13 protein-coding genes are annotated in these 15,067 nt (G+C 63.4%); 6 read left to right on the top strand and 7 right to left on the bottom strand.

Going from position 1 to position 15,067, the window contains the following annotated elements:
• Window positions 1-88: 88 nt before the first annotated feature.
• From ABD283_RS09050 to ABD283_RS09040, 3 genes are all read left to right on the top strand, one after another.
• Window positions 89-1,831 (top strand): pyruvate dehydrogenase, encoded by a 1,743-nt coding sequence (locus ABD283_RS09050; protein WP_344224664.1) that lies wholly within the window; start codon window positions 89-91, stop codon window positions 1,829-1,831.
• 154 nt (window positions 1,832-1,985) lie between these two features.
• On the top strand, window positions 1,986-3,152 hold the full coding sequence (locus ABD283_RS09045) for an ABC transporter ATP-binding protein (RefSeq protein WP_344224663.1): 1,167 nt from the start codon (window positions 1,986-1,988) through the stop codon (window positions 3,150-3,152).
• 113 nt (window positions 3,153-3,265) lie between these two features.
• Window positions 3,266-4,324, top strand: a complete 1,059-nt coding sequence (locus ABD283_RS09040) for an NAD(P)-dependent alcohol dehydrogenase (RefSeq protein ID WP_344224662.1) — start codon at window positions 3,266-3,268, stop codon at window positions 4,322-4,324.
• A 19-nt stretch (window positions 4,325-4,343) separates the two neighbouring features.
• On the opposite strand, the gene ABD283_RS09035 is transcribed toward ABD283_RS09040, so the two are convergent.
• Genes ABD283_RS09035 through ABD283_RS09025 form a run of 3 tightly spaced genes read right to left on the bottom strand, consistent with a single transcriptional unit; the run spans window position 4,344 to window position 7,425 of the window.
• A complete protein-coding gene (locus ABD283_RS09035; RefSeq protein ID WP_344224661.1) occupies window positions 4,344-5,072 on the bottom strand; it encodes a carbohydrate ABC transporter permease in 729 nt (242 codons plus the stop codon).
• A complete protein-coding gene (locus ABD283_RS09030; protein WP_344224660.1) occupies window positions 5,072-6,013 on the bottom strand; it encodes a carbohydrate ABC transporter permease in 942 nt (313 codons plus the stop codon). Before ABD283_RS09030 ends, ABD283_RS09035 begins: the two co-directional genes overlap by 1 nt.
• A gap of 5 nt (window positions 6,014-6,018) precedes the next feature.
• Entirely contained in the window at window positions 6,019-7,425 is a 1,407-nt protein-coding gene (locus ABD283_RS09025) for an ABC transporter substrate-binding protein (RefSeq protein WP_425552823.1), read from the bottom strand.
• A gap of 150 nt (window positions 7,426-7,575) precedes the next feature.
• Here ABD283_RS09025 and ABD283_RS09020 point away from each other — a divergent pair, with 150 nt between their 5' ends.
• Both ABD283_RS09020 and xylB read left to right on the top strand, forming a co-directional pair.
• Window positions 7,576-8,538, top strand: a complete 963-nt coding sequence (locus ABD283_RS09020) for a sugar-binding transcriptional regulator (protein ID WP_344224659.1) — start codon at window positions 7,576-7,578, stop codon at window positions 8,536-8,538.
• Between the two features lie 26 nt (window positions 8,539-8,564).
• On the top strand, window positions 8,565-9,983 hold the full coding sequence (gene xylB / locus ABD283_RS09015) for a xylulokinase (RefSeq protein WP_344224658.1): 1,419 nt from the start codon (window positions 8,565-8,567) through the stop codon (window positions 9,981-9,983).
• 25 nt (window positions 9,984-10,008) lie between these two features.
• Here the strand turns inward: xylB and ABD283_RS09010 are convergent, their stop codons facing one another.
• The 3 genes from ABD283_RS09010 to ABD283_RS09000 all read right to left on the bottom strand — a co-directional run bounded on the left by ABD283_RS09010 (window position 10,009) and on the right by ABD283_RS09000 (window position 12,722).
• The gene (locus tag ABD283_RS09010) at window positions 10,009-11,541 is read right to left on the bottom strand and encodes a mannitol dehydrogenase family protein (protein WP_344224657.1); all 1,533 of its coding nucleotides are present in this window, start codon (window positions 11,539-11,541) and stop codon (window positions 10,009-10,011) included.
• Between the two features lie 115 nt (window positions 11,542-11,656).
• Complete coding sequence (locus tag ABD283_RS09005) at window positions 11,657-12,124, bottom strand: NUDIX hydrolase (protein WP_344224656.1); 468 nt, start codon at window positions 12,122-12,124, stop codon at window positions 11,657-11,659.
• A gap of 58 nt (window positions 12,125-12,182) precedes the next feature.
• Complete coding sequence (locus tag ABD283_RS09000; protein ID WP_344224655.1) at window positions 12,183-12,722, bottom strand: prepilin peptidase; 540 nt, start codon at window positions 12,720-12,722, stop codon at window positions 12,183-12,185.
• Between the two features lie 78 nt (window positions 12,723-12,800).
• Between ABD283_RS09000 and ABD283_RS08995 the strand changes: the two genes are divergently transcribed.
• A complete protein-coding gene (locus ABD283_RS08995; protein ID WP_344224654.1) occupies window positions 12,801-13,571 on the top strand; it encodes a hypothetical protein in 771 nt (256 codons plus the stop codon).
• 81 nt (window positions 13,572-13,652) lie between these two features.
• Here the strand turns inward: ABD283_RS08995 and phoH2 are convergent, their stop codons facing one another.
• The gene (gene phoH2 / locus ABD283_RS08990) at window positions 13,653-14,999 is read right to left on the bottom strand and encodes an RNA 5'-3' helicase PhoH2 (protein ID WP_344224653.1); all 1,347 of its coding nucleotides are present in this window, start codon (window positions 14,997-14,999) and stop codon (window positions 13,653-13,655) included.
• Window positions 15,000-15,067 lie beyond the last annotated feature (68 nt).

Here is a 15,067-nt window from a genome sequence, read left to right as displayed (position 1 = left end):
ACGAGGCGCGTTCATAGGCCTAGGCTGAGACGGAAGCAACCTTTCTACCGGGCCGTTCGCGGCCACACTCATTCAGCAGGAGCGATTCGTGAAACTTGCAGAACAAATCATCCAGCAGCTCATGGACGCGGGTGTCCAGCGCATTTACGGCGTGGTGGGTGACAGCCTGAACCCCATCGTTGATGCGGTGCGGCGCACCGGAGGTTCCGCCAAGGGCGGCATCGACTGGGTTCACGTCCGCCACGAAGAGGCCGCGGCATTCGCTGCGAGCGCCGAGGCCCAGCTCACCGGCCAGCTGGCGGTATGCGCGGGTTCGTGCGGCCCGGGCAACTTACACCTGATCAATGGGCTATACGACGCCAACCGGTCCGGCGCCCCGGTGCTGGCGATCGCCTCCCATATCCCGTCGCAGTACATCGGTTCTTCATACTTCCAGGAAACCCACCCGGACCGACTGTTCAACGAGTGCTCGGTGTACTCGGAGTTGATCAGCACCCCCAAGCAGTCCCCGGCCGTGGTCAGCTCGGCCATCCAGCACTCCCTGACGGTTCCGGGCGTATCCGTGGTGACCCTGCCCGGCGATCTCGCGGAATCCGAGACCGAAACGGATGCGCGCCCGTTCTGCGTACCGGAACCGGGTGCCGTCGTCCCCTCGGACGCGACCATCGAGCGCATGGCGGCCGCCCTGAACAACGCGAAGGATATTGCGATCTTCGCGGGCATCGGTGTGGCCGGCGCTCACGACGAGGTGATTGCCCTCGCGGACACCCTGGGCGCTCCCATTGGTCACTCACTGCGCGGTAAAGACCAGATCCAGTACGACAACCCGTTCGATGTGGGCATGACCGGCCTGCTCGGCTACGGCGCAGCCGCCGAAGGACTGTACGGCGCAGACGTGATGGTCATGTTGGGCACGGATTTCCCCTACGACCAGTTCCTGCCGGACGTGACCACGATTCAGGTGGACACTGACGCTTCCGTGATCGGGCGCCGCACGGGCGTGGACATTCCCGTGCACGGTGACGTGAAGTCAACCATCCTCAAGCTGCTGCCGGAGCTGAAACGGAAGAAGAACCGTTCCTTCCTCAAGAAGACCCTGGCCAAGCACGACAAGCTGATGAACAAGGCCGTGGGTGCCTACACCCGCAAGGTCGAGAAGATGACGCCCATTCACCCGGAGTATGCGGCGTCGATCCTGGATCAGGTCGCGTCCGACGACGCGATCTTCACAGCGGACACCGGCATGTGCAACGTATGGACGGCCCGCTACATCAACCCGCTGGGTACCCGGCGTGTGATCGGCTCCTACCTGCACGGTTCCATGGCCAATGCACTCCCCCAGGCCATGGGCGCGCAAATGGCTTACCCGGACCGCCAGGTCATTTCGGTCTCCGGCGACGGCGGGCTGTCCATGCTCATGGGCGAGCTACTCACGCTGGCGGCCTACAACCTGCCCGTGACCGTGGTGGTCTTCAACAACTCCTCGCTGGGGATGGTCAAGCTGGAGATGCTCGTGGACGGGATGCCCGATTTCGGGGTGGACGTACCCCAGGCGAATTACGCAGGAATCGCCCAGGCCATTGGTTTGCAGGGCATTCGTGTGGAGAAGCCCAAGGATTTGGAGGGTGCCTTCACCAGTGCCCTGGCACACCAGGGCCCCTCGCTGGTGGAGATCATCACGGACCCCAACGCCCTGTCGATCCCGCCGCAGATCGAGAGCTCCCAGGTCTTCGGGTTCGCCACGGCCATGTCCAAGATGGTCTTCAACGGCGGCGCGGGCGAGGCTGTCTCCATGGCGCGCTCCAACCTGCGCAACATCCCGCGCGGCTGACTCACGCGGGATGTTCCTCCATCCGATGGTGAAAAGGGTGGCGGTTATCACATGAGTTTCGCTATGATCTCATATGAGAGTGGCCCAGGTCACTCTCGCCATCCTTTTCTCCTACGGATCGTCCGGCACGTGCCTGCCGGGAAAGAGGAACTACATGTCCAGCGTGCGCTACGATCACGTCACCTGTCAGTACCCCGGGGCCGAGCGCCCTTCCGTCTCTGACCTCAGCCTCGACATCGCCGACGGCGAGTTCCTGGTTCTCGTGGGCCCCTCCGGTTGCGGTAAATCCACTACTCTGCGCATGCTCGCGGGCCTTGAAGACGTCACGGGCGGTGCCATTCACATCGGCGACGACGAAGTGACCGATACCCCCTCGCGTGATCGTGATATCGCCATGGTCTTCCAGAATTACGCCCTGTATCCGCACATGACCGTGCGCGACAACATGGGTTTCGCGTTGAAGATCGCCAAGGTGGGCGAGGCCGAGCGCAATAAGCGCATCGAGGAAGCCGCCAAGATCCTGGACCTCACCGAGTATTTGGACCGCAAGCCCAAGGCTCTGTCCGGTGGTCAGCGTCAGCGCGTGGCCATGGGCCGCGCTATCGTGCGCTCGCCCCAGGTATTCCTCATGGACGAACCCCTGTCCAACCTGGATGCCAAGCTGCGCGTACAGACGCGCACCCAGATCGCTTCCCTCACCCGCCGCTTGGGCGTGACCACGGTCTACGTAACCCACGACCAGACCGAGGCTATGACCATGGGTGACCGCGTGGCCGTGCTCAAGGATGGTCGGCTTATGCAGGTGGACACGCCCCGTGAGCTCTACGACCGCCCGGCCAACGAGTTCGTGGCCGGCTTCATCGGCTCCCCCGCCATGAATCTCTTCCGTACCACCGTGACCGAGGAAGGTTCGGTGGAGCTCGGGAGTCTGAAGCTTCCGCTCAGCGCTGCCGCTCGCGAAGCACTCACGGGTTCCGAGGTCACGGTGGGCATCCGACCCGAAGACCTGGTGCCCTCGGAGAACGGCCATGGCTTGGCTGTCATTGCCGACATCGTGGAGGAGCTCGGGGCGGACGCGTATGTCTACGGCCACCTCGACCACAGCGCCGATCAGCACGTCACCCCCATTGCCGGTGTGGCCGGCCAAGAAGAAGACACCGTTCCCAACACCGGAACAAGCGAGGACGCGGATGCGAGTCCCATCGTGATCCGCGTGGACGGTCGGCAACCACCGGCCGCGGAGTCCACCGTGTGGGTCAGCACCCATGGCGACCGAGTTCATCTCTTCGACGCCAGCACGGGCGAACGGCTCCCGGACTGATCTCCCGCGTTCATGCCTGTCAACGTCACGCGCTCTCGTGGGGAGCGCGTGACGTTTCTTTGTTTGATGCCTCACCCGTCCACTCGATCAGCCCCTATAGAAAGGCCGCCGACATGACAACAGCCAGCCCCGCCGACATCCCCGTGATCCCTGCCACCATGAAAGCCAGTGTGCTGCTGGCTCCTCATGAACTGGAGCTTCAGGAGCGGACCGTCCCGCACCCCGGCCCGCACGAGGTACTGATCCGCATCACCTCGGTGGGTGTGTGCGGTTCCGACACTCACTACTACGAGCACGGCCGGATCGGAGACTTTGTGGTGGAGAAACCCATGATCTTGGGTCACGAACCCGCCGGTGTCATCGTGGCGGTCGGTTCGGACGTCCATGACCGTCAGGTAGGCCAGCGCGTCTCGCTGGAGCCCGGTATCCCCCAGCCGTTCTCACCCCAAACATTGCACGGGCAGTACAACCTGGATCCGGCCGTCCGCTTCTTTGCCACCCCACCCATCGACGGTGTGTTTTGCGAGTACGTGACCCATCCCGCCCCCTTCGCCCATCCCGTTCCGGACGCGCTCTCCGACGACGCCGCTGCCCTCCTCGAGCCGCTCTCCGTGGGCATCAGCGCGGTGCGCGCCGCTGGAGTAACCCTGGGCGACCGAGTCCTGATCACCGGAGCCGGCCCGGTCGGCCTACTGGCCGCACAGTGCGCCCGATTGGCCGGCGCATTGGACGTGGTAGTCACGGACACCCGCGACGACCGCCTGGTAACGGCCATGAGCTACGGCGCCACCGAAACATTCCGTGTGGACAACGCTCCGTCCCCGGACGAACCTTTCCCCGGAAGCGGTTACACGGTGCTACTCGATGCAAGCGGGGCCGAGCCCGCGATTCTCTCGGGAATGCAGCGGCTGGTACCCGAGGGCCGCGTGGTCCTGGTCGGCATGGGAGCGGATACCCTGCGGCTTCCAGTGCCCTTGATCCAGGAGCGGCAGCTTCACCTGACCGGGATCTTCCGCTACGCCAATACCTGGGATACGGCCATTCGCATGGCCGAGCAGGGCCTCGTGGACTTGGATTCCCTGGTCACCACACGACACGGCCTGGACGACGTCGCCGCGGCACTCACCGCGGGGGCGCGCCCAGGCGCGTTGAAAGCAGTCGTGAACCCCTGACGGGCTCGATGGGCGTTGTCTACTTGATGGCGCCCATCGACAGACCGCGCACCAGCTGCTTCTGGGCGATCCAACCGGCGAGAACCACTGGCAGCGAGGCCAACACGCTGGCCGCCGAGAGGCGAGCCAGGTAAAGGCCTTCACTGGTCATCAGTGATGCACCGTCCATCTGCGCCGCCTCAAGCACCTCGCGCGGGACTTCCTGGAAGAACGAGCGCATCATCCACACCGCAAGCGGGAGGTTCATGGCGGTGTACAGAAACACCAGGGTCCAAATGTTGTCCAGGACCTTGAGCTTGCTGGCCACCACGTAGATCGGCATGATCACGGCGACCACAGGGAGCATTTTGGTGGAGATGAAGAAGAACAGCACGTCCTTGGTCTTCTCCACGGGCCGGATACTCACCGCGTAGGCCGCGGGGATCGCCAGCAAAATCACGAGGACCGTGGACACCACCGTGGCGATCACCGAGTTCCACAAGTACCCACCCGCTCCTGCCTCGAACACGGCCTTGTACTGGTCCAGTGTGGGAGTGAAGAAGAATTTGGGAGGGTTGGAGGCGGCGTCGGCCTCTTGTTTGAACGAAGTGAGCACCATCCACAGAACGGGCATGAAGAACCCGAGGGCCAGCAGCCACGTGAACAAGGTGAGTGCCGCGGAACCCGCGCCGCCTCCCTTGCGCTTGCGTCGGACGGGCGGCTCCGAGGTTTGGGCGGAGGGTGTCTGTGTTTGAACGGTGGTGCTCATCAGTTCTGCTCCGTGCTCATGAAGCCCTTGAAAATCAATCGCAGGGCGAAGTTGGCAATGATGATCGTGGCGATGACAACCACCACGCCCATGGCTGCGGCCTGACCGATGTCGAAGCCCAGGAAGGCGCGCTGATAGATGTAGTAGGGCAAGTTGGCGCTACTGGTACCGGGGCCGCCGGCGGTCATCAGGTAGATCTGGTCGAACGTGTTGACCACGTAGATGGCCCCCAGCAGAACCGACAGTTCGATATAGCGGCGCAAGTGCGGCAGCGTGATGAAGAAGAATGTCTGCAAGGATGATGCACCGTCCATTTGCGCGGCTTCCAGCACGTCCTTGGGTTGAGACTGCAGACCGGCCAGGATCAAAAGCATCATGAACGGGGTCCACTGCCAGACCAGGGCGATCAGGATGGAGATCACGGGGTGGGACGAGGTCCAGTCCACGGCGGGGATGCCGAAGACCCCCAGGAACCAGTTCACCAAACCGAACGTCGGGTTGAACATGGACACCGACCACAGCGTGGAGGCCGCCACCGGCATGATCAGGAACGGCGTGATCAGCAGCGTGCGCACCACTCCGCGTCCCAGGAACTTGCGGTCCAACAGGAGAGCGAACAGGATGCCGAGCACCATGGCGATCAACACGCATCCGAGCGTGTAGACCACCGAGTTCATGGCGACCTGCCGGAAGGTGCGGTCGGCGAAGATCTCGATGTAGTTGCTCACCCCGACGAATACATCGGAGGCTGGGTTCAACAGGTTCCATGAACGCAGCGAGTACCAAATGGTGATCAGGAACGGAATCTGTGTGGCAATGATCGTGAAGATCAGGGCCGGCAGGAGTGGGAGGCGCCGCTGCCACGCGTCACTGCGACGCGGCGCTTGAGCGCGAGATTTACGAGGGCGACCAGTACGGGCGGCCCCTGTTGAAGTAGACATGGCGGTTACTGGCCTTCCTCACGCTGATAGGTGCGAGCCACCTGTTCTGCATAGGCCTGGGACTGTTCCAGGGCCTCATCTACGGTGATCTGACCGGCCACGGCCGCAGAGATCTGCTGGCCCACGCGGGTACCCAAATCCTGGAATTCGGGAATGGCCACGAACTGCAAGCCCTCGTACGGGACCGGGTGAGTCATGGAAGATTCCTGCGATGCGCCGTCCATGGCGTCCAAGGTCGGCTGCGCATAGGCCTGCGAGATTTTGCGGTACTCGGGCACTTCGTAGGTCGAGTAGCGCGATCCCGGTGGCACGCGCTCCCAGCCGAAGCGCTCGCCCACGAGCTTGATGTACTCCTTGTTGGTCATCCAGGACACGAAGTCCCACGCAGCATCCTTGTGATCGGAGGTGCTGGGGATGGCCAGCGACCAGCTGTAGAGCCAGCCGGCGTCCTCGGTGTCCATCACGGGTGCGGGTGCGTAGCCGTTCTTACCCGCCACGGTGGAGGACGCAGGGTCCTCGATCGAGGAGACCATGGCCGTGGCGTCGTACCACATGGCCGCGTTGCCCTGGCTGTAGCGGGTGATGCAGTCGCCGTAACCGGAGGTTGCCGCGCCGGGCTGACCGTGCTCGCGCACCAGGTTCACGTATTCGTTGACAGCCTGCTTAGTCTCGGGCGAGGTGAGCGTCGGGTTCCAGTCCTCATCGAACCAGCCGCCACCGTAGGTGTTCATCACGGTGCTCAGCGGGGCCATGACCTCGCCCCAACCGGCCAGACCGCGCAGGCAGATGCCGGAGACGCCGTTGTCCGGGTCGTCCAGCTTGGCCGCCAGCTCATTGATCTCAGGCCAGGTGGGATTCTCCGGCATGGTCACGCCGGCTTTCTCGAACATTTCCTCGTTGTAGACCAGGAACGAGGACTCACCGTAGAAGGGAACCGAGTACATGTCGTCCTTGTAGCTCAACGCATTACGAATTGAGCCGATGAAGTCCAGATCATCGTAGCCCTCCGTCTTGTCGATGTAGGGCTGGAGGTTCTCGATCCAGCCGTTCTCGGCCCAGATCGGGGTCTCGTAGTTGGAGATCATGACCACATCGAATTCGCCACCCCCGGTAGCGACGGATGCAGTGATCTTGGCGCGGGCCTCGTTCTCGGGCAGTGACACGAATTTCACGTTGACGTCCGGGTGGGCTTTGGCGAACTCGTCCTGCAGTTCCATCGCGTCCTGCATTTGCGGGTTGGACACGATGGCCACGACGATTTCGTCCTTGGTTTCGTCCGCGGACGCGGCGCAACCGGTCATGACGAAGCCCGTGACCAGAGCTAGTAGCAGTGCCTGCCACCACGCTCCATGCCGCACGAAGGTGCGATGATGGCCCCTGACACGATCTGGAGCAGCTGTGCTGTTACGCATGATGTTCCTTGTCATCGGTGTTCTGATGTCGGAAGAGCGCAGCCAGCGTCAGCTACTCTCAAGTGAGAATCCTATGATTCACATCTGAGATGTGATGCTAGTCATATAGACTCAGATGATCAAGAGCCGACCCCTCAGATGCGGTGAGAAATGTCCACAACCGATTCATGGCCCCCGAATGACAAGTCGGAGCGCCAAAAACTCCTAGCCCAATTGGCACAGCTGTACTTCGTGGATGGCGAGTCCAAGGTGGCCATCGGTAAACAAACAAACCTGTCCCGGTTCCAGGTGGCCGCTCTCCTGCAGGAGGCACAGGACACCGGAATAGTCCGCATTGAGATCGCCATCCCGGACAATGATCAGGACGCTCAGCTGGCGCACGCCCTGGGGATCGACCAAGTCATCACCGTGGGATCGGGGCCGTGGTCCGCAGATCGCCACACGCTGGCCCGAGAGACCGCCCGGGTGTTCATGGATCAGGTTCATCCGGGAGACGTGCTGGGCATTTCGTGGTCGCGCACGCTTCAACTCGTCACGCGTGAGCTCCCACCGCTCCCTCATAATCAGGTGATTCAGCTGGCCGGGGCGCTCAATAACGAGGACAGTCAGGCGGCACCTCGACTCCTGGCCGACCTGACCTGTCAATCCGCATGGCCGCTGTGGGCACCGCTCATCGTGGAGAACGCCCCTGCGCTCATGAAGAGTCCTGAAATTGCACAGACCCTCGACCGCGCCAATCACCTGGACGTCGCCCTGATTGCGATCGGTAGTTGGTCCCCGGACCTGTCGACCGTCTGGAACAGGGTATCCCCGGAGGTTGCCGAGCAGGCCCGCGCCGCGGGCGCCGTGGCCGAAATATCGGGGCACCTGCTGGCCGCAGACGGCACCCCCGTAACCTCACCCGTCGAGTCCATGGTGGTCGCGGCTTCGGTGAAGCAGATCAGGGACGCACGTACCACCGTGGCCGCGGCCTTCGATGCCGGTCGAGCCGCGGCAGTCCAAGCAGCCGCGCGTGCCGGGCTGATCGACGTGCTCGTGTGCGACGAGCCGCTGCGCCAAGCACTGGCCGGGCTCGTCGACCATCCCGAACCCACGCCGGCCAGCGCCGGTTGATCCTTCGACACGAGAGGTAAACGCGTATGTCCGCAACGGTGGTGGGGGTCGATTCCTCCACACAGTCCTGCAAAGTGGTCGTGGTGGATCTGGAGAGCGGGAACGTGCTCTCGAGCGCCTCGGCACCCCATCCGGACGGTACTAGTGTCGACCCACGGGTGTGGCTGAAAGCTTTGAAAGTTGCCTGGCGAGACGCGGGGGTCGCCGAGCGCAACGACGTCGTTGGAGTTTCCGTGGCGGGGCAACAGCACGGCATGGTGGCAGTGGATGCCCAGGGCGAGCCGGTACATGACGCGCTGCTGTGGAATGACGTGCGCAACGCCCCGCAAGCTGCCCGTATGGTGACCGACCACGGTTTGGACTGGTGGATGGAAGCCGTGAACATGGCACCCATCAGTTCCATGACCCTGGCCAAGCTTGCGTGGTTGCGGGAGAACGAACCCGAGGCCGCGGCTCGGGTGCATCGGGTCATGCTGCCGCACGACTGGCTCACGCTGCACCTGTGCGGCGAGTTTGTCACGGACCGCTCGGACGCTTCCGGCACCGGCTATTTCAACGCCACAGATAACCAGTACCGCCCCGAATTGCTCGAAGAGTATTTCGGCGCGGTTCCGGAACTGCCCCGGGTGCTCACCGCTCAGGAGGCCGCCGGGTCCTTGAGTTCCGAGTGGGGCGGGTCCGGTGAGACTCCCGCCGTGGTCGGTGCAGGCGCCGGCGACAATGCCGCCGCAGCCCTGGGCCTGAATCTCGAACCGGGTGAGGTAACCATTTCCGTGGGCACATCGGGCACGGTTTTCGCGTGCAGCGCTGAGCCCACGCTCGATCGCTCCGGCGTCACCGCGGGTTTCGCCGATGCCACCGGCCAGCACCTTCCGCTTCTGTGCACTATCAATGCCGCGCGCGTCATGACCACCACGGCCGAGACTTTGGGCGCGGATTTGGACGAATTCACACGGCTGGCCACGAGCGGCCCCAGTGATGCCGGCGGGCTGACGATGCTCCCCTACTTCGACGGTGAGCGCACGCCCAACCTGCCCGAGGCCACTGGCCGCCTGGACGGACTCACCCGAGCGTCGTTCACGCGCGAGAACTTGGCGCGTTCGGCCGTCTTGGCCGTTGCGAACTCTCTGGCGGACTGCCTGGACATCCTGCGCGACATCCACGTGGATGTGGAGCGTGTGCTGCTGATCGGCGGCGGCGCCAAGTCGGACGCGCTGCGCAGTGTCCTTCCAGACACCCTGGGCCTGGCAGTGAGCGTCCCGCGTTCCGGAGAGTACGTGGCACTGGGTGCCGCGCGCCAAGCAGCGTGGGCCGCGACCGGGCAGCAACCCGAATGGCCCCCCGTGATCGACAGCGAGTTGGAACCCACCGGCGACGCCGGCATCGGCACGTTTCGCGAGCGCTACGGGGCCTTGCGGCGCCGCTACGAGGAGCAGTTGAGGTAACGACGCCGCTCGGAGAGTCCGCGGGTCAGGCGAGGGTTCCGTCAACCGCCGCTTGGATCGTGGCCCGGGCTCCTTGGCCGCGGAAACTACGCAGTGCCGCAAGATACGGTTCGGTGAACTCAGGGTGCTCCACCAGGTCACCGAAGAGTTCTGGATCGCGGATGAACGCGAGTTCGTCGTCATCGTGTTGGGCGGCGGCGATCATGACACGGTCCTTGCGTTGATCGACCACGTCGATCGGCTGGCCGTCCTCGCCAGTTCCTTCCGCGTAACGCGCCCACGAGGCCACGATGGTGGCGGAGAGCGTAGCATCTCCCCCGGTTGCCAGGTTCTCCTTAATGACCGGAACCAGCCACTTGGGAATCCGGTCCGAGGACTCGGCGCACAACCGCGCCAGGGTGTCCCGGACGTTGGGGTTCGCGAACCGTTCGATCAGCTGTCGCTTGTAGGCATGGAGGTCCACTCCCTCGACGGGCTGCAGGGTGGGTGTGGCCTCTCGGTCCATGTAGGCCAGCAAGTAGTCGATGAACAGCGGATCCTGGCACACCTCGTGCACGTAGCGGTAACCGGCAAGGTAGCCGGGGTAGCACAGGGCCTGGTGACTCGCGTTGAGCAGTCGAAGCTTCATGAGTTCGTAGGGCACCACGTCCGGCACGACCTGGACACCGACGTCCTCGAACGGCGGCCGTCCGGATACGAAGGAATCCTCGAGGGCCCACTGTGTGAAGGGTTCACAGACGACCGGCCAGGCGTCCTCAACACCGAATTCCTTGGTGACGAGTTCACGGTCCGCATCCGTGGTGACCGGGGTAATGCGGTCGACCATGGAGTTGGGGAACGGCACGGTGTCTTGGATCCACTGCGCCAGCTCAGGGTCACGCAATCGTGCGTAGGCGGTAAATTGCTCGCGCGCCATGTCCCCGTTGCCCTGAATGTTGTCGCAGGACATCACGGTGAAGGGCTCGACCCCCGCGGCCTTTCGCTGCGCGAGTGCCTCAACGACCAACCCGAAGACGGTGGCGGGTGGTTCCGTCGACAAACCTTTTTTCTTCGCTTGGGCTTGCTCAAGATCGTGCACCACGGCGGGGTTGGTTTCATCGAATCGCCCCGTGGCCTGATTGAAGTTATAGCCGCCCTCGGTGATGGTCAGCGAGACGATGCGGGTGCTGGGCGCCGTCAGCAGGTCCATGGCCCGTTCGGGCTGGGCCGGAGCCAGAACGTAATCAACAATGGAGCCGATGACCCGGGGTTCAAGGGTGCCGTCCGGGTGCTTGAGCACCAGGGTGTAGAGATGATCCTGTTTCTCCATGACCTTCTGCATGGCAGCATCCCCGGGCAGCACACCCATACCGGCGATACCCCAGTCGAGAGCCTCGCCCTTGTTCATCAGCTGATCCAGGTACATGGCCTGGTGCGCTCGGTGGAAGCCGCCCACACCAAAGTGCACGACCCCCACTGTGACCTTGGTGCGGTCATATCCGGGCACCGGGATCTCTAGGGCATTCAGAGCCGAGCGATTGAGAGCGCGGGACTGCCCCGCGGCATGATCAGGACTCACGAGATCCTCCAAAAGATGCAACCAACCGCAGCTGGGAGAGCTGGGTCACACTCGGAGAATATCAGATGAGAGATAACTGCGTCTCATTTGAGAACGAAGAATCGACCCGTAGACCTCACCGAGCAAAGTCGGTAGTCCCAGAGAACTTCTGGGCTGCTCGGAGCCGCTCCAACTGGTGTTCGGGAATGGGCGGCAGATCGTCCAGGTCATACCAGCCAACGATCAAGGATTCGTCGTCCGCAACCCGCGCTTCGCCACTCACATAACGGCAGAGAAAGGTGTGGTCCAGGAACTGGCAGACGTCCCCGTTGGGGAACCGCACAACGTCGCCGGCCTTGACCCGCACGAGCGCTTCGACCTCAATGTCCACGCCCGTTTCTTCGAGGCATTCGCGCCGGGTGGCAACGCCCGGGTCCTCCCCCGGTTCGACGATGCCGGTGATCAGGCCCCAGTTGCCGTTGTCCGATCGCTGACCGAGCAGCACCTTGCCCTCGTGGATGACCACCGCGGTGCAACCGGGCAGCCACAACAGGTCGTGACCGATCTTCTTGCGCAATTCCACGATGAACTCGGGTGTGGCCACGGGGCAGTCCTCCTACTGGTTGGTTCGGCATGCTGAGGTTCTTGTCTACCGGAGCCGCCTACACGAACGCCAAGACTCCCAGACTGCCGACCAGCATGAAGGGTCCGAAGGCAACGCGAGAGGTCATGTCGATTTTTCGCATGGCCAACAGCGCCGCTGAGAACAGCCCAGCCAGCACAAAGGTGACGGCAATGGCCATGAACGTGTGCCCAACAGAGGCAAATCCCGTTGCGATCCCCAAGACACCCGCCAGCCGGACATCCCCCAGGCCCATGCCCGCCGGGTAGACGAGGCGCAACAGAACGAACAGACCGCCCATGATCATGAGGCCCCACAGCATCCACCACCAACGCACGGGTTCACCACCGAGGCTTGCGGAAATCCCCAGCAGTGCCGTGACGGCGGGGTACAGCGGCCAGACCACTTTGCGTGGCAGCCGGTGGTACCGGATGTCGGTCGCGGCTAACCACACTCCGGTGCATGCAAGGACCAGGACACCCAGGGCACACGTCGCTGCGGCCAACCACCCTGAGGTGCTGGCCGCTTGAAGTTGATCCCCCACGAAAACCCCGACACTCGCCGTCATTGGCTGCATCATGATCTCCATCCTAGGCACGCCTGGGCCCAGCGCCAGCCAACCCAGCGGATGTGCAGTACGAGTTCCTAGACTGGAGATATGAGCGCACCGTGGGAATCCCGCCCCGCCCGAGTGACCGTACCGGCCAATCAGTTCGCTGCGCTGTGCCGGTCGTCCCCGTGGCGGTGGGACACGCTGCAGTTCACGCTGTACTGGATGGAACGCGACGACCAACCCGCAGCTCTTCCGGTTCGCGCGTGGCTCAGGCGCCCGACGGATCTGCGCGTCGAGACGTTGCAAGGCAAGCTGCTTTACACGGCGACGTCGCTCGAGAAGTCCCGCGACGATTTCTACGTTGCCGCCACGCCCAAGTCGTGGCTGCTACCGCCCGCGCTCGTAACCCCGGTCTACACCGACGAAGGCCTGGTTTGGCGCCGCCCCGAGGCCGCCTACGGTGATCCCATGTTCGGAGGTGGCCGCTGGCAAGCGGTCCTCGATCCGGTGGAGTGTGTTGGCTCCGCGCCCATTCCCAACAACTTGCCCGAACAGCGGCCCTCCAATCTCACCGACGTCATGGAGGGACGCTTCGCAAACCGCAAGGTCTGGCTCGCGACCGTCAATCCGCGGACGCGATATCGCCCCTTCACTCCGGAGCATCCCCTAGCGCCGGGCCCCACACGCATTGCCGTGGATACCGCAACCGGCGTGTGCGTGTATTCCAAGGTGCTCGACGGTCCTTTCGCCGGTCAGGGGCACAAGCTGGGTATCGAGGCCGTGGACGACTATCTACTCGACGACCTCTTCACCGACATGGACTTCAACCTCACGGACGTCTCGGACCACGTGCCGTGGCCCATTCCGCTGGGCTGAGCAACCTGACTAATGACGCCGCTCGGTGACCTGTCTCAAAAAGGTCACCGAGCGGCGTCGGCGTCTAACGAAGCGAGCAAACTACACGTCCGAACGCTCCAGAACGTCGGTGACGAGTGCGGCGATCGGCGAGCGCTCGGAACGGTTCAGGGTCATGTGACCGAACAACGGCTGGCCCTTGAGCGCCTCGACCACGGCGATGATGCCGTCGTGGCGACCCACGCGCAGGTTGTCGCGCTGCGCGACATCGTGCGTGAGAACCACTTTGGAGTTCTGCCCGATCCGCGAGAGCGCGGTGAGGAGCACGTTGCGTTCCAGGGACTGTGCCTCGTCCACGATCACGAATGCATCATGCAGAGAGCGGCCACGGATGTGGGTCAGGGGCAGCACCTCGAGCATGCCGCGGGCCACGACCTCCTCGACAACCGTGGTCGAGACGACCGATGAGAGCGTGTCGAAGACCGCCTGGCCCCACGGATTCATCTTCTCTTCCTCGGTGCCCGGCAGGTAGCCCAGATCCTGACCGCCCACGGCGTAGAGCGGGCGAAACACCATGATCTTGCGGTGCTCACGGCGCTCCAACACCGTCTCCAGGCCGGCACACAAGGCCAGTGCAGACTTGCCGGTGCCGGCGCGGCCGCCCAGGGATACGATGCCCACCTCGGGGTCCAGGAGCAGGTCGATCGCCAAGCGCTGCTCGGCGGAACGGCCGTGCAATCCGAATACGTCGCGGTCCGCGCGCACCAGACGGGTGCTGCCGTCATCGTGCACGCGCCCCAAGGCGTGGCCCTTGGACGAGCACAGAATCAAACCCGTGTTCGTCGGCATCTGAGCGGTCTGCGCCAGGTGTACCTGGGACTCTGCGTAGAGCTGCTCGAGCTCCTCGTCCGTGACGTCGAGAGACTCCGTGCCGCTGTACTCATCATTAGTACCCACCCACTCCGCGCGGTATTCATCTGCCTCAAGCCCCAGCGCGGAAGCCTTCACGCGCATCGGAAGGTCCTTGGACACCACGCACACATCGTGACCTTCTTGTGCCAAGTTCTTGGCCACCGACAGAATGCGCGAGTCGTTGTCCTTGAGCCGGAAACTCTGCGGCAGAACGGTGTCCGCCACATGGTTGAGTTCCACGACCAGGCAACCACCGCTGGTGCCCAACGGAATGGGGTGGTCCAGTCCCCCGTGCTCCACGCGCAGATCGTCCAACAGCCGCAGGGCCTTGCGGGCGAAGAACCCCAGTTCAGGATCGTGCCGCTTGGCTTCGAGCTCCGTAATCACCACCACGGGTAGCACCACGCGGTGCTCCGCGAACCGCAGGATGGCTCGGGGATCGGACAACAGGACAGACGTATCAATCACGTAGGAACGTACCGTTTCGGCCGTGGCCGGGGTGGACGGTGCGACTACGGATTCGGTGCTGACGGTCATGGAAACCTTCCGACGTTGGGCTCAACCGGTTGCTGAGGGGTTACCGGTTGCTTTCAACGTAGGGACCG

The sequence above is a fragment of the Kocuria atrinae genome (genome assembly GCF_039531425.1).
GTDB lineage: Bacteria > Actinomycetota > Actinomycetes > Actinomycetales > Micrococcaceae > Kocuria > Kocuria atrinae.
This window is presented reverse-complemented; position numbering and strand designations above follow the sequence as displayed.